Consider the following 18,759-nt stretch of genomic DNA (forward strand, 5'->3'; position numbering starts at 1 on the left):
GCCCGGGTCCGCGACACCGCTCGGGGATCGACGTCGGCCGGATCCCGGCGCACACCGGGCCACCCCTAACATCCACGATCATGAGCAACGAGGGCAGCGTGTCGCTGACGCCCAAACAGATCATCCGGCTCCTCGTCGTCGGGGCGCTGTTCGTGGCATTCATGGTCGAGATCGGTCAGCAGATCCGGGCACGACGCGAGGCCGCACCCCCGTTCGGCTCAGCGGCCGCCTCCGGCGCGCCGGCCAACGGGCAGCGGGCCGGCAGCGATGCCGACGCCCGCAACGCCGCCGCGATGGCAGCCCTCTTCGGTCCCCCGCAGGTCCGCTCCTACGACCCGAGCGCCCTCATGAAGTCCGCCGGCCAGCCGACCCGCCTGAGCAAGGGTGACACCGAGTGGCTGGTGACCCCGTCGAACCCCGCCACCACGACCGCGCCGTGCGCCGCTGGAACTCTGGTGACGATCGACCTCCAGGTCGAGACGACCGCCGGCACCGAGGCACTCCCCCTGGACGCGTTCCTGCTTCTGACCGGCGACGGCCCGGCCGCACCGAGCGTGGCCTGCTCGACCGGCTTCGGCGGAACCGCTGCACAGCGCACGCTGGCCTTCCCCGCAACCACCTACGACCAACTGATCGTCGGCCCAGACCCCGCCACTCCGGCCGCCATCTGGCACCTCCCCTGACCCGCAAGATCAGCTCCGGCTGGTCGTGGCCGCTGTCATCGGCGCTGCGAGACAGCGCTGACAGCCAGCCGGGTTCGCTGTGGCGTCTTGGGCCGCATCAGCCCGGCGGGCGCGCTTCGGTCCGGGGCACCGGCTGCGTCGCGGTGTAGCCACGGGGCTCTGCGTGGCCGTACCGAATGATTGAAGGCTTTGGGTGGTCGTGTCAGGATGTCTTGCAAACGTTCCCGCAAAACGTCAAGGACTCCCCATGCCGCAATCCGACCTGCGCGAAGTGGCACTGCTGCTGCGTGAGCACGACGACGTCGCCGTGGCGACCCGGGACCTGGCCGCCGGGGAGGTGCTGCGGCACGACGGGCGGGAGCTGACCGTCGCCGGCCCGGTGCCCCGCGGCCACAAGATCGCCCTGCGGGACCTGCCGAACGGGACGCCGATCCACAAGTACGGGCAGGTCATCGGCCGGACCACCACCGGCGTCCGGGCCGGGGACCACGTGCACGCGCACAACCTGGGGATGGCCACGGTCGACCACGAGTACGAGTTCGGCACCGCGCTCACCGAGATCCCGCCGGCCGAGTACGGGCGCACCTTCCAGGGCTACCGCCGAGCCGACGGCACCGTCGGCACCCGCAACTTCGTCGGCATCGTGACCTCGGTGAACTGCTCGGCGTCGACGGCCCGGATGATCGCCGACCAGTTCCGCGGGCCGATCATGGACGTCTACCCGAACGTGGACGGCGTGGTCGCGCTCGCCCACGACTCCGGCTGCGGCATGGTGCCGGCCAGCGAAGGCGGGCAGATCCTGCTGCGGACGCTGCGCGGCTACGCGAGCCACCCCAACATCGGCGGGATCCTCGTGCTCGGGCTGGGCTGCGAGATGATCGGTGTGGACACGCTGCTCGCCGGGCTGCCGGACGACTCGGACACGATCGTCGAGCGGCTCACCATCCAGGACACCGGCGGGGTCCGGGCGACCGTGCGGGCCGGGGCGGACGTGGTCCGTACCCTCCTGGAACGGTTGAACGAACGCCGCCGCGAGACCTTCCCGGCCTCGAAACTGGTGGTCGGCCTGAACTGCGGCGGCTCCGACGGGTATTCCGGGATCACCGCGAACCCGGCCCTCGGGCACGCCTCCGACCTGCTCGTGGCGCAGGGCGCGACGACCGTGCTGGCCGAGACGCCCGAGGTGTTCGGCGCCGAGCACCTGCTCACCCGGCGGGCGGTCAGCAAGGAGGTCGGGCAGCGGCTGCTCGACCGGATCGCCTGGTGGCACAGGTATGTCGAGGCGGGCGGCGGCACCCTGGACAACAACCCCTCCCCCGGCAACAAGGCCGGCGGCCTGACCACGATCCTGGAGAAGTCGCTCGGCGCGGTCGCGAAGGGCGGCTCGGCGCCGCTGACCGCCGTCTACGAATACGCCGAGAAGATCACCGACAAGGGTTTCACCTTCATGGACACCCCCGGCTACGACCCGGTGTCGGTGACCGGCCTGGTCGCCGGCGGCGCCACGGTCGTGGTGTTCACCACCGGGCGCGGTTCGGTGCTCGGCGGCAAACCGGCCCCGGTGCTGAAGGTCGCCACCAACTCGGAGACCTACCAGCGGATGAGCGAGGACATGGACCTCGACACCGGCGGCATCGTCACCGGCGCGCTGACCATCACCGGGGCCGGGGAACAGATCTTCGAAGCCATCCTGGCCGTCGCGTCCGGACAGCCGACCTGCAGCGAGGACCTCGACCTGGGCCGCGACGAGTTCATCCCATGGCAGCTCGGCGCGGTCACCTGAGATTCGCTGACGTGTTACATAGTTAGATACGCCGATCGGTTCCGGAACCGGCGGAGGATCATTGACGGGTCGAGCGGAGGCCCGGTTTCGTTCCTGTTGACGCGCAACAGGAAAGGGACACCCTCCGCATGCTTCGTAAGCCACTGGTCGCGGTCGCTGCTGTCGCCGCCGTCGTGCTCAACGGCACGCCGGTCGCGGCGTACCCCTCCCGGCCGCACGTGACCGGCACCTACTCGGCCGGCGCCGGTCAGGCCTGGCAGGCCCTGCCGCGGACGTCACCGGCGGCCCGGCCGGACGCGACCGTCGTGATCGATCCCAGCCAGACGCGACAGCGCTACACCGGGGTCGGCTTCTCCATCGACGAGACCAGCGTCTCGAACCTGTGGAAGCTCACCCCGGCCGAGCGGGAGCGGGCGGTCCGGCTCCTCGTCGACCCGCGGACCGGGGCCGGACTGGACCGCTTCCGGCTCACCATCGGCAGCCCGGACCTCATCGAGCACCTGCCGTTCTGGTCCTACAACGAGTTGCCCGAGGGCGTCACCGAGGATTTCGGGCTGCGGCATTTCTCCATCCAGCGCGACATCGACGCGCACATCATCGACACCATCAAGCTGATCCAGAAGTACAACCCGAAGGCCACGTTCCTCGCCTCGGCCTGGAGCGCACCGGCCTGGATGAAGACGAACAACAGGTTCACCGGCGAGGTCGCCCTCAAGCCCGGCAGCACCACCGACTACTACCAGGCCGGCCGGCTGCGCGACGACTGCATCGACGTGTTCGCCCGCTACTACGTCAAGTTCCTGCAGGCCTACGCCCGGCGTGGGATCCACGTCGACGCGCTGACGCTGCTCAACGAGCCCGGCATGGACGTGGTCTATCCGGCGATGGACATCACCGTCGAGCAGCAGAAGAAGCTGTCCGTCGCGATCAAGCGGGAGGTCCGTAAGGCGGGCCTGAACACTCAGCTCTACGTCCACGACTTCAACTTCTGGGACTGGCGCGACCCGAACAGCACCGCGACCAAGAACTATCACCGGATCTTCGAGGACCCGGCCACCCGGCGGGCCGCCGACGGCATCGCGTTCCACCCGTACTGGGGTGACCCGGCGGTGATGCGGGACGCCTACGAGGAGTTCGGCAAACCGGTGCACCTGACCGAGACCAGTGATCTGTCGCCGGCCACCGTGCTCAACGACTTCCGGCTCGACGCGAGCTCCTACATCCTGTGGGCGCAGGCCACCGACCAGGACGGCGGCACCCTGCACTGGACTCCGGCTCGGGACAACGACATCGACTGGGCGGAGGTCGGCCGCACCACGAAGTGGCCGGACCGCCTGGTCAAGGTCAACACCATCACCAAGACCTTCACGGTACGCGACGAGCTGTACCCGCTCGGGCAGTTCGCCCGCTACCTCGGCTCGCGGCACGTGCGCGTCGAGTCGAGTGCCGCCACGAACGGGGTCACCAACGTGGTGTTCCGGGACGGCGACGACTACGTCGCGATCCTGGGCAACGCCAACGCCGAGGACACCACGGTCCGGGTGACCATGGCCGGGCGGTCGTTCGTGCAGACGGTGCCCGCGAAGGCGTACGCGACCCTGAATTGGCACCAGAAGGTGCCGCCGTCCCGGCACAACCGCGCCCCGGTCTTCGGCGGTGTCGCCCCGGTGACCGCCGACCAGTACGCGACCAAGTCGTTCCCGCTGCGGGCCACCGACCGTGACCGGGACCGGCTCAGCTACTACGCCACCGACCTGCCCGGCGGTGTGCAACTCGACGCGGCGACCGGCGTGGTCACGGTGCGCCCGACCGTCGCCGGGCAGCAGGAGCTGACCTTCTACGTCACCGACGGCCACGCCCGGGACCGGGTCACCGTGCCCGTCACGGTGCGGCCGAAGGGTGCCCCGGTGGGAACCGTCATCGAGGCCGAGGGGTACGCCGCACAGTCCGGCTGGACCGAGGGCGGCGCCAACTTCATCGAGAACAACGCGGCCGCCAGCGGTGGGCGCAACATCGGCTGGACGGCGCCGGGCAACTGGCTCAAGTACCGGGTCGACGTCGCCGCCGGCGGCTACGACCTGGAGCTGCGGGTCGCCACTGGCCTCGGCGCGGCGGTTCCGGACGCCGTCTCGATCCGGGACGCGGCCGGTCAGGTGCTGGCCCGGGTCACCGTGCCGGACACCGGCGGCTGGGGCACGTACCAGTCGGTCCACGTGCCGCTCACCCTGCCGGCCGGTGACCAGCTGATCACCGTCCACTGCGAGGCCGGCGGATTCAACCTGGACTACCTGCGGCTCACCGTGTGAACACCGTCGTCCGGGTGCGCAGGCCCTAAACCGCCCCGGACGAGGCGCGGACGACCAGGGTGGTGGGCAGGATGACCTCGGCGCCCTGGGCCGCCGTCATGCTGCCCCGGCCCAGCAGCAGATCCAGGCCGATCGCGCCGGCCCGGTCCTTGGGCACGGCGACACTGGTCAGCGGCGGGTGGCTCATCGCGGCGAAACTTATGTCGTCGTAACCGACCACGCTCATCCGCTCCGGAACCACCGCGCCACGGGCCGCCAGCCGGTGCAGCAGGCCCATCGCGACCAGGTCGTTGTAGGCCAGCACCGCGGTCGCCGTGCTGGCCAGCACCAGATCACCGGCGAGCACCCCGCCGTCGAACGTGGGCGCCACCGAACCGACCGCCACGATCTCCAGGTCGTCGCCGGACGGGAACTCGGCCAGCCCGGCCAGCCGCTGCCGGGACGCCCACGAGTCCTCCGGGCCGGACACGTACGCGATCCGCCGGTGTCCGAGCGCACGCAGATGCCTGATCGCCTGCCGGGTGCCGTCCACGATGTCGGCCACCACCGACGACAGACCGGGCACCCGCCGGTGCAGCAGCACCGTGTTCTGCGGGTCGGCCGCTTTCAGCAGCTCGGCGTCCTTGGCCCGGGGCGAGCACAGCAGAATCCCGTCGGTGTTGTGCCGCAACGTGGCGATCGCCTCCAGCTCGGCGACCGGATCCTCGTCGGTGTCACTGATGAACACTCCGCAGTCGACCGCCCGGGCCCGCGCCGTGACCCCTTTGGCGACGTCGGCGAAGAACGGATTACGCAGGTCGGGGACGATCAACCCCAGGTTTCCGGTACGCCCGGTGATCAGCCCCCGGGCGGCCCGGTTGGGCTGGTAGCCGAGCCGGTGCGCAACCGCCATCACCGCCTCGCGGGTGGACGGGCTGACACTGCCGCCGGTCAGAGCACGGGACACGGTCGAGACCGAGACGCCGGCGGCACGCGCGACATCCTGCACGGTCGTGCGCACCAACCCGAACTCCTCACCCTGTGTCCTGCTGCCGCGCCAGCATAAGTCGCCACTCAGCACCGTCACAGCAGGGGCCACGCAGGATCACCGTATGCGAGCGATGGTCTACCGGCGTTACGGCCCACCCGAGGTGTTGCAGCAGGTGGAACTGCCCACCCCGGCACCCGGCGGCGACCAGGTCCTGATCCGGGTCCATGCCACCACCGTCACCTCCGCGGAGTCCGGGATGCGCCAGGGGCTGCCGCGGTGGGGCCGGATCATTCTCGGACCTTTCAAACCCCGCCGAGGGGTACGGGTACTCGGCCTCGAATTCGCCGGTGAGGTGGTCACGACCGGCCCCGGCACGCAGCGGTACCGGGCCGGGCAGCGGGTGTTCGGGTTCACCGGGTTCGCGCTGGGCGCCAACGCCGAATTCCTGTGCCTGCCCGAGACGGCGTCGATGACCACCATCCCGAACCGGGTCACCTATGCCGAGGCGGCCGCGAGCGTCGACGGGTTCACCACCGCGTGGCACTTCCTGCGGCGGATCGCCCGGATCGAGGCCGGCCAGAAGGTCCTGGTGATCGGCGCTTCCGGGAGCATCGGGACGTACGCCGTGCAGCTCGCGGCCCGGACCGGGGCGATCGTGCACGGGGTGTGCAGCGGGCGCAACGCGGCTCTGGTGGAGTCGCTCGGCGCGGCCCGGGTCTTCGACTACACCGCTGAGGACTTCACCGTGAGCGGGGAGCGCTATGACGTCGTGTTCGACACGGTGACGCGTAGCTCGTACCGGAAATGCCGTCCGGTCCTCGTCCCTCGGGGCGTCTATCTCCCGACCACCGGAATGATCAACAACGTCCTCGCGCTCGGCACCGCCCTGACCCGCGGCCCGCGCGTGCGCACCGGCATGTCGGTCCGCAAACATGAGGCCCTCGCCGAACTCCGCGACCTGCTCGACCACGACCGGCTACGGGTGGTGATCGACCGCACCTACCCGATCACCGACCTGGTCGAGGCCCACCGCTACGTCGACACCGGCCGCAAGACCGGCAACGTCGTCATCACCGTCGGCGGCTCACGACGGGCAGACGATGTCCTCGAGGATGTCCCCGGTGTCCTCGTTGATGACCACCAGATAGGCCGGGGCGTCGATGCCCGGCTCGACGTGGCAGAGGATCGCCGGCCGCACCAGCGGCGGGCCGGGGACGGGAACAGCGGGCTCGCCGGCCAGCCCGGCCAGCACCAGACCGGCCACCACCAGGATCAGGCGGCGCGGGCGGACGGCACGCGGGGCCGCCTCGGGTCGGGGTGAATCCAGATCGATGACCGGCACCACTCGATACTAGAGAACTTCCGGTTCCGGAAGGTACCGAGACCTCCCGTGGCCGAGCCCTGCCAGCTCGGTCACGGCCAGAACCGCGAGCCGTCGCCCAGCACTGGAATGCGGGCGGTTTCACCGTGCTGAGCGACGGCTGAGGCCGCCGGCCGTCGCTGACCGCTGGAATGCGGGCGGCATTACCGGGCTGGGCGACGGCCGGGGGTCTGCGGCTCGTTTGCAGCGGTGAGAGGGCCGGCCGGGTCAGTAGTCCCATTTCTGGTGCGAGGCGCCTGAGCACTCCCACACCTGGACCACCACACCGTTGGCGCTGCTGGCGTCCGGGATGTCGACACACTTGATCGCCCACAGGTTGACCAGGTCGTAGGAGTCGTTGTAGTTCCACTGCTGGGCCTGGGCGCCGGTGCAGGTGGCCAGGTCGAGGGTGGCGCCGTCGCCGGTGCCCGCGATCTGGACGCACTTCCCGCGGACGCGCAGCGTGCCGTCGGACGGGTGGGTGAACCGCTGCCCGGCGTCACCGTTGCAGGCCCACGACTGGATCCGGCCGGTCGTTCCGGGCGCGTAGAGGCAGGTCCCGGTGCTGTGACTGACGAACTGCCGCCCGGCCACCGCCGCCGCGGACGTCGTGGTCGGGGTCGCGGCGGCCGGCGTCGCACTGGCCGGCTTGGTCGGCTTGACCGAACCCGGGACCGAACCGTTCGTCCCGGTGGGATGTCCAGCGGCCGACGCCGACGGGCGCGGGCGGGTGGTCCGGACCGGCACGCTCGCGATCGGGTTGCCCACGCCACCGGCCTCACCCGCCGACGGCACGACGAGGGCGGCGTCCGGCTGCGGGTCCGCGGTGCTTCCGCCGGAGATCATCGGGTACGCGACAAGCCCACCCGTGACCAGCAGCGCAACCACCGCCGCGACGCCGAGGGCACGGCGCCTGGATCTGGGCTTCGCCACGGGCGAGGCGACCGTCGAACCGCTTCGCCCGTCCGGGTCCGGCGGCGGCCCCGCCTGCGCCGAGCCGCCGACCCCGTCCGGCGCTGCCGGGTTGCCGAGCGGCGGGCCGGACTCCGCGCCCGCGCCGGCCTGCCGGGGAGCCAGCACCGCGAGCGGATCGACAGGCTTGCGGGGTACCGGCTCCAGCACCGCGAGCGGATCACCCGAGGCAGCGATCGGCGGCGGGAGGACCGGGGCCGGGGTTCGCTGGTTGGGGACGGCGAAGGTCGGGCTTTCGTAGCGGGGCATCTGCGGCGGTGGGGCCGCGCCCGGCGACGTCGCCGCGAGCAGCAGACGCTGGGCGGTCTCGGCGTCGGCCCGCAGGGCCGGGTCCCGCTGGAGCAGCGCGGTCAGGGCGTGCCGGAGGACTCCGGCTCGTTCCGGTGCGGCCGGGAGCTCGGTGGCCAGGGCGGCCAGGGTCGCCATCGGGGACGAGCGGACGTACGGCGGCCGGCCCTCGACCGCGGTGTAGAGGGTCGCCCCGAGCGACCACAGGTCGGCGGGTGGGCCGATCTCCCGGTCGAGGGCGCGTTCCGGCGCCAGGTACTGCGGGGAACCGAGGACAATGCCGGTGCTGGTCATGCTGGCGTCGCCGGCCGCGGTGGCCAGGCCGAAGTCGGTGAGGACCACCCGCCCGTCGTGGGCGAGCAGCACGTTGCCGGGTTTGACGTCACGGTGCAGCAGCCCGGTCCGGTGCGCGGCACGCAGAGCGGCCAGCACGCCGAGTCCGACGCGGGCGACCCGGTCCGGCGCCATCGGCCCGTCGTCGCGGACGGTGTCGAACAGTGACCGGGACGGGACCAGCTCCATGACGATCCACGGTTCGCCACGGTCGAAGACGACGTCGAAGATGCGGACCACATTGGGGTGGTCGAGCATGGCGATGGCGCGAGCCTCACGGATGGTGCGTTCCCGGAGCGCGCCGAGTTCGGCCTGGGTGAGGCCGGCGGACGGGACGAGTTCCTTGATCGCCACGTCGCGGGCGAGCAGTTCGTCGCGGGCGGCCCAGACGCGGCCCATGCCGCCCTGGCCTATCTGGCCTACCAGGCGGTAGCGTTCGGCGATCAGATTCGGACGACTGTCGGGCACTGCGGCACGGTACCGGCACCAGCTGTGGCGGGATGTCCAACGGGGACGCGTGTCGGAGTCGTCAATCGGATGTCAACCGGTTCCGGTGGTCCGCGGTAACCACTGGTCAGCGGTGATCACCAGCGAACCGGGCACGCCCGGCCCGCCCACGATGTGGGAGCTGTGACATCTACCACGAGGTGATCCACGAGCGGGTCACCGCGGCCGGAACGCGGGGCCCGGCCACGATCACCCCACGGTCGGCGTGGACCGGCGCGGTCACCGGGCCGGGGCCCAGGTTGACGGCGAGCGCGGCCGCGAACTCGACACCACGCAGCAGCAGGCGGGGCTGTCCGGCCGGCGCGGCGATCTCGGTGCGACGGGTGGCCGGAAACGCGAGGGGGAACGTCATCTGAGTCATGACACGAGCTTGACCTGCCTTTTTCTGCCCACCCCGTGAGCGTCCTGTGGGATTGCTGTGGAGCCCCGCTGGCCGGGCCGTGGCAGGGTGTTGAGCATGACGATGCTGTCCGCCGGTGCGGCCCTGATCGCCGTGATGCTCCCGATGGCCGGTGTCCCGGCGCTTGCCGAACCGGAGGCGCTCTGCCGGGTCAAGGACGACCGGCTCGTGGAGATCTCCGGGCTGGTCGCGGACGGCGACGGCTATGTGGTCGTCAACGACGGGGCCGACGAGGAGTCCGGGCGGAAGATCTTCTACCTGAGCCGTAATTGCAAGGTGACCCGCACGGTGTCGTTCCCGTCGAAGCCGCAGGACACCGAGGACATGGCCCGCGGTGCGGACGGCACACTGTGGATCGGCGACATCGGCGACAACGACCGTGAGCGGGAGACCGTCGGGTTGTGGCGGCTGGCGCCGGGCGCGAAGTCGCCGACCCTGTTCCGGCTGTCCTACCCGGACGGCGCGCACGACGCGGAGGCGCTGCTCGTGGCCGGCGACGGGACCCCGATCGTGGTCACGAAGGATCCGCTGACCGCCGGGGTGTATGTGCCGGAGAAGGCGCTCGACGAGGACGCGACGGTTCCGCTGCGCCGGGCCGGCGACTTCCGGATCCCGGTCACGACCACCGACAACCCGTACGGCTTCAAGGGCCGTTTCGTGATCACGGGCGCCGCGACCAGCCCCGACGGGAAACGGATCGCGCTTCGCACGTACGCCGACGCGTTTGAGATCGATGTCGAAGCGGGAGGCGCCGCCGACGCCGTCGTCAAGGCGATCGGTGACGGATCGCCTCGCCGGATCGCCCTGCCGAACGAGCCGCAAGGCGAGTCGATCGCCTACACGCCGGACGGCACGGCGCTGCTGAGCATCTCGGAGATGGCCGACGGCGCCGACAGTGTGGACATGCTGCGGTACCCGCTTCCGGACGCGCCGGCGCCGCTCGCCACCTCGTCACCGACGACTGCGCCCGAGTCGAAGAAGGCGAACCGGCCGGTCGCGGCCGGGCAGTCCGACGAGGGCGGCATTCCGGTGGGCGCGCTGGCCGCCGGGATCGGCCTGGCCGTCGCGGCCCTGCTGCTCGGCCTGCTCATCGCGCGCCGCCGCACCCGCTGAACGGCCGGTGCGGCGTCCACCGACCTTTCGCCGGGTTGCCACTCCGCCGTTCTTGAGCGATCGACCACCGGAAAGAGACTTCTGCCCAGTCACGTCAGCCGGAGAAGGACAGCCCTCAGACGGATGACATCTGCTCGCCCGCGACGCCTTCCCACGGCTCGACGCTTTCCCACGGCTCCACGCCCTCCCACGGCTCGACGCCTTCCCACGGATCGTCGTCCCCGGCTCGCCGCTCGCGGATCTTGCACGGTTCTCCAGCCTCGCACCGATCTTGCAGCCCTTTCCACGTCCCAACGGGAAGAAAGCTGCAAGGTCTCCCCGGCCTGGTGGACCTTGCACGACAAACCATGCCCAGACGTGAAGAACCGTGCAAGATCGGCGCGAAGATGGAGAACCGTGCAAGATCTGCGGGTCGGCCGGCACGCGAACCGGTGAAGGTTGGTGCACGCCGCACTGGCCGTAGCTCAGACACCCGATCGGCGGCGAAGACCTGTCTGAGCTACGGCTAGCCGTAGCTCAGACACCTTTGTCAGCCGCGGGTGACCGGTCTGGACGACGGGCGGCGGGTCTTGACGACCGGATCGACCAGCGTCGGATGATCGAGGAGGTACGCGGCCACCCGATCCCGCTTGACCGCGGCGAAGAAGCTGGTCACGCCGGCGCCGAAACGCTCGCCCAGGTACTTGCCGTGTTCGAGGACCGGCCCGCCGGGCAACGTGACCGTGACGACAGCCGTGGTGTCGACGTCCTTCAGCGCGACCAGCCAGTCGGTGAGGTCGTGACCGCCGTCCTTGAAGGTGAGGTCGTCACCGACCGTGGCCATCACCTTGAGAAGCTGGGCCGGGTCGGTGATCTGCCGCGCCACCGCCCGCAGGAACTGCCGCTGGTGGCGCTGCCTGTCGTAGTCACTGCGCGGCAGGCCGTAGCGCTGCCGGACGAAGTCGAGCGCCTCCCACGGGCGTAGCCGTACCGCTGCGGTGCTCTTGGGGTAGATCTTCTGCGGTCCGGTGTAGGGCCGCAGGCACTTCCCGCCGATCCGGCAGCCGGGCAGCAGGTCGCGGCGGGTGCCGTCGGGTTTGAGGTGTTCGGAGACGACGTCCTGGTCGACTGTCATCTCGACGCCACCGAGGGTCTGGACCATCCGTTTGAACCCGCCGAAGTTGATCACCGCTCCGGCGTCGAACCGTTTGATGCCGGTGACCTGGCCGACCGTGGTGGCGAGCAGTTCCCAGCCCTGGCCGGGGTCGTAGCGGTCCGGGCCGGTCTCGCTGCCCAGCGCCATCGCCGCGTTGATCTTCGCGTAGCGGCCGGTGACGCCGTTCTTGGCGAACGGCGGGATCCACACCACCAGGTCGCGGGGCAGGGAGAACAGGTAGACGCCGCGGCGGTCGGCCGGGATGTGCGCCACGATGATCGTGTCCGACAGCGGCCGGGTGTGGGTGCCGCGCGGGTCGATGCCGGCCAGCAGGATGTTGAGCGGCCCGGACAGTCCGGCCCGTGGCGGGCCCGCCACGGACGGCAGGGTGACCGCGGCGGGCAGCAACAGAAGGATGCCAAGGGCGACGGCGAGCCGCGCCCACTTCCTAGGATCGGACATACGGTATATTTACCGCAGCTCCCGGACCATCGGGGCGACCTTCGACCCAAACAGCTCAACCGCGCGGGTACGGGCACTCACCGACTGCGCCCCCGCGGTGTAGATCAGGTCGAACCGCTCGACGCCGAGCGTCCGGATCGCGTCGGCCATCCTGCGGGCCACCGTCTCCGGCGCGCCGACGTACAGCGACCCCGACTCGACCTCGTGCTCGAACTCGGCCCGGGTGAGCGGCGGCCATCCGCGCAGCGCGCCGATCCGGTCCCGCTGGATCTTGTACGCCGGGTAGTACAGCTCCTTGGCCTCCGCGTCGGTGTCGGCCACGAAGCCCGGCGAGTGCATGCCGACCGGGTGGGCGACGGTGCCGAGCTGGTCGGCGGCCCGCCGGTAGAGGTCGATGTAGGGTGCGAACCGGGCTGCCGGGCCGCCGATGATCGCGAGCATCAGCGGCAGGCCGTGCCGGGCGGTGCGGACCACCGACTCCGGGGAGCCGCCGACCCCGACCCAGGTGGCCAGCCGCCCGGACTCGGTCTTGGGGTAGACGTCGGCGTCGGTGAGCGCGGCGCGGGTCTTTCCGGACCAGGTGACCGGCTTCTCGTCGAGCAGTTTCACGAACAGGTCGAGTTTCTCCTCGAAGAGCCGCGCGTAGTCGGCCATGTCGTAGCCGAACAGCGGGAACGACTCGGTGAACGAGCCCCGCCCGAGGATCACCTCGGCCCGGCCGTTGGACAGCGCGTCGACGGTGGCGAACCGCTGGAAGACCCGGACCGGGTCGTCGGAGCTGAGGACGGTGACGCCGGAGCCGAGCTTGATGCGCTCGGTGACGCCGGCGATCCCGGCCAGGACGGTCTCCGGGGTGGAGATCGAGTACTCCGGGCGGTGGTGCTCGCCGAGCGCGATCGCGTCGACGCCGAGCTGGTCGGCGAGGACCGCCTCGGCGACGACCTGCCGGATCGCGGCCGCCTGCGAGATCGGCTGCCCGGCGTCGTCGACCGGGACGTCTCCGAAGGTGTCGAGGCCGAGGATCATGGCGCTTCCTCCATACTGATTGACGTGTCAACTAGACTGATTGACACGTCAAACAGTGGAGGGCCGAGGTTTATGCCCAGGAGACTTCCGACATCCGCCGAGTTGCGGGTCTGGCGGGACTTCATCGAGACCGTCGAGGCGTTGCGGGGCGTGGTCGCCGGCCGCCTCCAGACCGAGACCGGCCTCTCCCCCGGCGACTACACGGTGCTGCTCGCCCTGACCGAGGCCCCGCAGACCAGGCTGCGCCCCTCCGACCTGGCCGTCGCGATCGGCTGGGAGCGCAGCCGGCTGTCCCACCACCTCGGGCGGATGGAGCGGCGCGGCCTGATCCGGCGGGAGGGGTTCAGCGGCGACAGCCGGGGCGCGTTCGTGGTCCTGGAGGAGGCCGGTTCGACGGCGTTCCACTCGGCGACCGTGCCCCACCTGACCGCCGTTCGCGAGCTGTTCGTCGACGCGCTCACCCCGGACCAGCTGAACGCCGTGGCGCTGATTTCCGGGGCGTTACGAGATCACCTGCCGGACCACTGAACCAGGGCGGCCCGCCAGGTGTATGCACTACCGCCAGGATGCATTTCGCGGGGAAGGAGAAAGCCATTCCCACGGCTCGGCGGGTGATCGCCCCGGATGTCCTTCTGCGGGGCGCGGCACACCATTATCTCCAGCATTCCACAATAGACATGGAAATGCTCGCCGGGGAACTGGCGATCAGCCGGGCGACGCTCTACCGGGCGGTCGGCAGCCGTGACGCCCTGCTCGGCGAGGTGTTCTGGGCGATCGCGAAGGTGCTGATCGCGGAAGCGGGCGAGGAGGCCGGCGGGAGCGGCCCGGACCGGGTGATCGCGGTGTCCCGGATCTTCACCGAACTGCTCGACTCGGCCCAGCAGATGCGGCAGTTCGTGGCGGCGGAACCGCAGACCGCAGCCCGGGTGCTGTTCACCGCGGCCGCCGAACTGCGGCAGCACGCGATCGACGCCCAGCTGCGGATCTTCGTGGAGTCCGGGATCACCGGCCATCCGGCCGACCTGCGCCACCGCGCCGCCCTCTACCTGCACACCCTGGAGGGGGTGCTCTACGGGCCATTACTGGGCAGCGGGCCGATCGCCTTCGAGGCGGCCGAACCGGCCCTGCGAGCGCTGCTAACTGAGTGAGAACAGACTCGACGCCTGCCGTTCAGCGATTGTCCTCAATGCATGAATACGGTCGGCGCCTATGGATCGGCGAACTCTTCTGCGCACCACCATGGCCGGCGCCGGTGGCCTGGCCCTGCCCTTCACCGCCTGGTCGGCCGCCTATGCCGCACCGGCTCAGAACGCGACCGGACCGTACGGCGCGCTCCAGGCCGCCGACGCCAACGGCATCCAGCTGCCGGCCGGCTTCACCAGCACCGTCATCGCCCGCTCCCGGCAGACCGTGCCGGGCACCTCGTACGTCTGGCACGACGCCCCCGACGGCGGCGCGGTCATCCCGAACGGCGCCGGCTGGATCTACGTCTCCAACTCCGAGGTCAGCTCGTCGGCCGGCGGCGGCGCCTCCCGCATCCTGTTCGACTCGACCGGCGCGATCGTCGGCGCGTCGCGCATCCTCGCCGGCACCAACCAGAACTGCGCGGGCGGCAAAACCCCCTGGAACACCTGGCTGAGCTGCGAAGAGGTGAGCCTCGGCCGGGTCTGGGAGACCTACCCCCTCGGCGGTACGGCAGTGGCCCGCCCGGCGATGGGCCGGTTCAAGCACGAGGCGGCCGCCGCCGACCCGGTCCGCAAGGTCATCTACCTGACCGAGGACGAGACCAACGGCCGGTTCTACCGGTTCGTCCCGACCACCTGGGGCGACCTGTCCTCCGGCACGCTCCAGGTGCTCGTCGCCGGCACCGCCACCTCCGGCTCGTTCACCTGGGCGAACGTGCCCGACCCGGACGGCTCCCCCACGGTCACGCGCAGCCAGGTGTCCGGGGCGAAGTCGTTCAACGGCGGCGAGGGCTGCCACTACGCCAACGACACGGTCTGGTTCACCACCAAGGGCGACAACCGGGTCTGGCAGGTCAACCTGCTGACCAGCACCTACGAGCTGGCCTACGACGACAACCTGGTCACCTCCGGCAGCGCGCCGCTCACCGGGGTCGACAACGTGACCGGGTCGTCGTACGGCGATCTCTACGTCGCCGAGGACGGCGGCAACATGGAGATCTGCATGATCACACCGGACGACAGGATCTCGGTGTTCCTGCGGGTCACCGGGCAGGGCTCGTCGGAGCTGTGCGGCCCGGCGTTCACCCCCGCGGGCAACCGCCTCTACTTCTCGTCCCAGCGGGGCACGACCGGCTCGTCCTCCGGAGGCATCACCTACTGCATCACCGGGCCCTTCCGGACATAAGCGCATATGCTCGGCGGATGGACCGGGTCGCGGAACTGCTGGACGGCTGGCGGCAACTGGCCGCCTGGCGGCACGACTGGACCGCGAGCCCCGGGCCCCGTATGTGGAACACCCTGGTCGACCGCCTCAACCGCGTCGCGGAAGAGGCGGTCGCCGACCCCGTTTCGGTCGCCGCGATCCGGGAGATCGCTTCAAACAACCCCGATGCTGAGGTACGGCGTAACGCCCGCCAGTGGATTCACCCCTGGGTGCCCCGCCCACCCTCGCGCGAAGATCTCGACAGGTGGCTGCGACATCCGCTGATCGCCCTCGGCGAGGTGCCCGCCGCCCACGCGATCATGCTGGTCCCGGGGGCGGAATCACTCACCTGGATCGGCGGCGGTGAGGTCCTGGTCCAGCTGGAGACGCCCGAACACCCGGCGGACAGCGACGCGTGGGCCGCACTGCCGAGGGGCGGTGCCCTCCAGTTCCTGCGCGACGGCACGATCCGTCACGTCGCCGAGCCTCAACCGGGTGAATCAGACTGGGACCCGGTCGACGTCTGGGTCTTCCCCGAGGACTGCCCCATGGCCAACGAACGGATGCTGGAAACCGTCCACTCCCAGTGGGGCCTGATCGAGGACTACTCCCCGGCCGGCCCGCTGCCACTGCTCCACGGGACGGGTTCCCGGCGGGTGTGGCACCTGCCCGGCCGCGCGCCCATCGAGTACGACCTCACGCCGGCCGGACTCCGGCCGTCCTGAGCAGGATCTCCCGGGTCGAGCCCATGCCCATCCGGTTCTCGGTGCCGGACATCGCAGCCACCTCCGCGAGAACCGGCACGACGTCCACGCCACCGGCCCGCGCCGCACGGACGAGCCCATCAAGCGCAACGATCATGTCCCGCGCATCACCGCCCTGATCCAACGCGGACAGATGAACCACCTCCCGCCGAAACCGATCCCCCGCCGTCTTCTCCCCCGGCGCTTTCTCCCCCGCTGCTTCCTCCCCCGCTCTTTTCTCCCCCGCTCTTTTCTCCCCCGCCGCGCTCGCCCCCGCCGCCGGCCGCTCCGTCGCCGCCGCGTTCTTCCCTGTGGCCGGCCGCTCCGTCACCGCCGCGTTCGCCCTCGTGGCCGGCTGCTCCGTCGCCGCCCACGCGAAATACGGATATTTACGGAATATGGTCCGCACGCTGGCTCGTACCGCATCCGGGCCTGTCTCGTAGGCGTCGAGCAGAAGGCTCAGCAGCATCGGCGCCTCGCCGGCCACCCCGGCCTCGGTCAGCGGATCGCCGAACCCCGCCTCGCCGGGCTCCACCCGCCGGGTGGCGATCGGCTTGATCGCCAGATCGATGACGGACACCAGCTTTTCGACCTCGGTCAGATCCACGCCTCGGACGATATCGACGCTCGCCACGGCCTCCTATGGTGGCATCGTGATGACCGTCGCGACTGTGGCGCTCTGCTTCGGCCTTCTTCTCGTGGCCGGGGCCGGAATCTTCGTCCTGATAATCCTCGGCGACCTTCGAGCTCTCTGGATCCTGCGCCGCCTGCGCCCGTCCCCGGTCGGCGCCCGGGGCCGGGTCGCCATGGAGGGCGCCACCGAGTACGGCGCCGTCGGCCCCCAGACGGCCCCGGTCACCGGCGAGGACTGCACCTGGTACCGGGTGGTCCTGCTCCGCGAGCCGAGCCGCTCACTCGCCACCGGTGACGACCCCGACCACGACGTGATCCTGGAGGCCGAGTCACCGTCCTGGCCGACGATCACCGACCGGGACCACCGCATCCCGGTCGATCCCCGTCTGGTGTCACCGAAGCGGGCCCTCTACGACCCGATCATGACCGGCCCACCGGCGTACACGGTAACCGAGTTGGTGCACACCGGCGCCAAGCCGGTTCCGCTGCCACCGATCGTCCCCACCGACGTGATCGACGGCCTCCGCAAGTCCGAACGCCTCCGCCTGACCGAGATCCGGGTCCCGCGCGGCCTGCCGGTGTTCGCCATGGGCCGGGTGACCGACGAGGGCCTGCTCCCCAACCGATCCGGCCTGACCGTCTTCACCACCGACTCCCGGACCAGAGCCATCTCCACCCGCCGAGACGACGTCCGAACCGGCCTGTACGGGGTCTTCTGGCTGACCGCGATCGGCCTCGTCCTGGCCGCCCCGTCAGCCCTCTACCTACTCACACTCACCGGCTAGCCCGGTATTCCGCGGGTTGGGGATCGTCAGTCCCGCCCGCGGAATACAGGGCTGGCCGACGGTCTCGGGGCGACGCCACGCGAAGCCACCGCCCGGCACCGTCAGGGTCACCGCTGTCATCAGCGCCGCGGGACCGCCGCAGCGCGCCGAGGCACCCGCTCAAGTGGTGAGTGGCGGTCAGCGGAGGGCTGGGTAGAGGAGGCCGGTGGCGCACGCGCCTATCAGGGCTCCGGCCAGGACCTGGGCGGTGGTGTGGTCGCGGAGACGCACGCGGGACCAGCCGACCGCAGCGGCCAGCGGCCAGGTGAACAGCAGCGCCCACCCGAAGACTTCAGTGAAGGTCACCGCTGTTCCGGCGGCGACCAGGGCGTGGATGGAGATCTTCCAGCGGGCCAGCAGCGTGATCGGGGTCGCGACCACCAGGGCGGCGGCCATGCAGGCGATCAGGGCCAGCAGGTCGCGGGGCGCACCGACCGCGGCCAGGGCCAGGGTGCCGGATGCGGTGGAACCGAGACAGACCAGCATCGGCAGGGTTCGCTGAGCACGGACGCCGACATGCCGATCGGTCCACGCGCCGCGGCGCACCCCGTGCAGGATGTAGGCGATCGGCAGAAAACTCGCCGCGGCCGCCGCGATCACGCCCATGACCAGCGCGGACATCGGCGACTCAGCGGACGCCCAGGCCACCACAAACAGCACCGCGGCCACGAGCACCGCCGGCGACAGCACTTCGGTGAACAACCGCGCCACCCGATCGGCGCCCGCGATCCGCTCGGCGCTCGACGCCGCCAGGATGTCGATCATCGCAAATCCCCGTTCCCCCGGGTTCGCCTCGCGCCCTCCACGATCCCGGACCGCCCTCCCGGCCTCCC

17 protein-coding genes are annotated in these 18,759 nt (G+C 70.7%); 10 read left to right on the forward strand and 7 right to left on the reverse strand.

The window, feature by feature from the left end; translation table 11 throughout:
• Positions 1 to 80 precede the first annotated feature (80 nt).
• The 3 genes from AB0E94_RS24795 (at position 81) to AB0E94_RS24805 (ending at position 4,772) form a co-directional block, all read left to right on the forward strand.
• Positions 81 to 683 carry a hypothetical protein gene (locus tag AB0E94_RS24795; protein WP_360329945.1) on the forward strand — a complete coding sequence of 201 codons (603 nt, stop codon included), beginning with the start codon at positions 81 to 83 and terminating at the stop codon, positions 681 to 683.
• Between the two features lie 247 nt (positions 684 to 930).
• Positions 931 to 2,466, forward strand: coding sequence for an altronate dehydratase family protein (locus AB0E94_RS24800; RefSeq protein WP_360329948.1), 1,536 nt, complete (start codon positions 931 to 933; stop codon positions 2,464 to 2,466).
• Positions 2,467 to 2,594: 128 nt separating this feature from the next.
• Entirely contained in the window at positions 2,595 to 4,772 is a 2,178-nt protein-coding gene (locus AB0E94_RS24805; RefSeq protein ID WP_360329951.1) for a carbohydrate-binding protein, read from the forward strand.
• Positions 4,773 to 4,797: 25 nt separating this feature from the next.
• Here the strand turns inward: AB0E94_RS24805 and AB0E94_RS24810 are convergent, their stop codons facing one another.
• Positions 4,798 to 5,772 (reverse strand): LacI family DNA-binding transcriptional regulator, encoded by a 975-nt coding sequence (locus AB0E94_RS24810; protein WP_360330274.1) that lies wholly within the window; start codon positions 5,770 to 5,772, stop codon positions 4,798 to 4,800.
• Between the two features lie 91 nt (positions 5,773 to 5,863).
• Here AB0E94_RS24810 and AB0E94_RS24815 point away from each other — a divergent pair, with 91 nt between their 5' ends.
• Entirely contained in the window at positions 5,864 to 7,063 is a 1,200-nt protein-coding gene (locus AB0E94_RS24815; RefSeq protein ID WP_360329954.1) for an NAD(P)-dependent alcohol dehydrogenase, read from the forward strand.
• A gap of 267 nt (positions 7,064 to 7,330) precedes the next feature.
• Here the strand turns inward: AB0E94_RS24815 and AB0E94_RS24820 are convergent, their stop codons facing one another.
• Positions 7,331 to 9,163, reverse strand: coding sequence for a protein kinase (locus AB0E94_RS24820; protein ID WP_360329957.1), 1,833 nt, complete (start codon positions 9,161 to 9,163; stop codon positions 7,331 to 7,333).
• 169 nt (positions 9,164 to 9,332) lie between these two features.
• On the reverse strand, positions 9,333 to 9,563 hold the full coding sequence (locus AB0E94_RS24825; RefSeq protein WP_360329959.1) for a hypothetical protein: 231 nt from the start codon (positions 9,561 to 9,563) through the stop codon (positions 9,333 to 9,335).
• Between the two features lie 96 nt (positions 9,564 to 9,659).
• Here AB0E94_RS24825 and AB0E94_RS24830 point away from each other — a divergent pair, with 96 nt between their 5' ends.
• Positions 9,660 to 10,715, forward strand: a complete 1,056-nt coding sequence (locus AB0E94_RS24830) for a hypothetical protein (protein ID WP_360329962.1) — start codon at positions 9,660 to 9,662, stop codon at positions 10,713 to 10,715.
• A 529-nt stretch (positions 10,716 to 11,244) separates the two neighbouring features.
• Here AB0E94_RS24830 and AB0E94_RS24835 read toward each other — a convergent pair.
• Together AB0E94_RS24835 and AB0E94_RS24840 are read right to left on the reverse strand one after the other, a co-directional pair.
• On the reverse strand, positions 11,245 to 12,312 hold the full coding sequence (locus AB0E94_RS24835) for an LCP family protein (protein WP_360329965.1): 1,068 nt from the start codon (positions 12,310 to 12,312) through the stop codon (positions 11,245 to 11,247).
• A gap of 9 nt (positions 12,313 to 12,321) precedes the next feature.
• Positions 12,322 to 13,338, reverse strand: coding sequence for an LLM class flavin-dependent oxidoreductase (locus AB0E94_RS24840; protein WP_360329968.1), 1,017 nt, complete (start codon positions 13,336 to 13,338; stop codon positions 12,322 to 12,324).
• A 72-nt stretch (positions 13,339 to 13,410) separates the two neighbouring features.
• Here AB0E94_RS24840 and AB0E94_RS24845 point away from each other — a divergent pair, with 72 nt between their 5' ends.
• The 4 genes from AB0E94_RS24845 to AB0E94_RS24860 all read left to right on the forward strand — a co-directional run bounded on the left by AB0E94_RS24845 (position 13,411) and on the right by AB0E94_RS24860 (position 16,451).
• Complete coding sequence (locus tag AB0E94_RS24845; protein WP_360329971.1) at positions 13,411 to 13,866, forward strand: MarR family transcriptional regulator; 456 nt, start codon at positions 13,411 to 13,413, stop codon at positions 13,864 to 13,866.
• 149 nt (positions 13,867 to 14,015) lie between these two features.
• Positions 14,016 to 14,486, forward strand: coding sequence for a QsdR family transcriptional regulator (locus AB0E94_RS24850; protein ID WP_360329974.1), 471 nt, complete (start codon positions 14,016 to 14,018; stop codon positions 14,484 to 14,486).
• Between the two features lie 61 nt (positions 14,487 to 14,547).
• Positions 14,548 to 15,708, forward strand: a complete 1,161-nt coding sequence (locus AB0E94_RS24855) for an alkaline phosphatase PhoX (protein ID WP_360329977.1) — start codon at positions 14,548 to 14,550, stop codon at positions 15,706 to 15,708.
• Positions 15,709 to 15,725: 17 nt separating this feature from the next.
• Positions 15,726 to 16,451: a hypothetical protein gene (locus tag AB0E94_RS24860; RefSeq protein WP_360329980.1), complete on the forward strand. Its 726-nt coding sequence runs from the start codon at positions 15,726 to 15,728 to the stop codon at positions 16,449 to 16,451.
• Here the strand turns inward: AB0E94_RS24860 and AB0E94_RS24865 are convergent.
• Complete coding sequence (locus AB0E94_RS24865; RefSeq protein ID WP_360329983.1) at positions 16,423 to 17,076, reverse strand: hypothetical protein; 654 nt, start codon at positions 17,074 to 17,076, stop codon at positions 16,423 to 16,425. The two genes, AB0E94_RS24860 and AB0E94_RS24865, sit on opposite strands and share 29 nt — an antisense overlap.
• Before the next feature lie 49 nt (positions 17,077 to 17,125).
• Here AB0E94_RS24865 and AB0E94_RS24870 point away from each other — a divergent pair, with 49 nt between their 5' ends.
• Complete coding sequence (locus AB0E94_RS24870) at positions 17,126 to 17,887, forward strand: hypothetical protein (RefSeq protein WP_360329986.1); 762 nt, start codon at positions 17,126 to 17,128, stop codon at positions 17,885 to 17,887.
• 177 nt (positions 17,888 to 18,064) lie between these two features.
• Here AB0E94_RS24870 and AB0E94_RS24875 read toward each other — a convergent pair whose 3' ends face one another.
• The gene (locus AB0E94_RS24875) at positions 18,065 to 18,691 is read right to left on the reverse strand and encodes a phosphatase PAP2 family protein (RefSeq protein ID WP_360329989.1); all 627 of its coding nucleotides are present in this window, start codon (positions 18,689 to 18,691) and stop codon (positions 18,065 to 18,067) included.
• Between the last annotated feature and the right edge of the window lie 68 nt (positions 18,692 to 18,759).

Source organism: Actinoplanes sp. NPDC026670 (assembly GCF_040638175.1).
Lineage (GTDB): Bacteria > Actinomycetota > Actinomycetes > Mycobacteriales > Micromonosporaceae > Actinoplanes.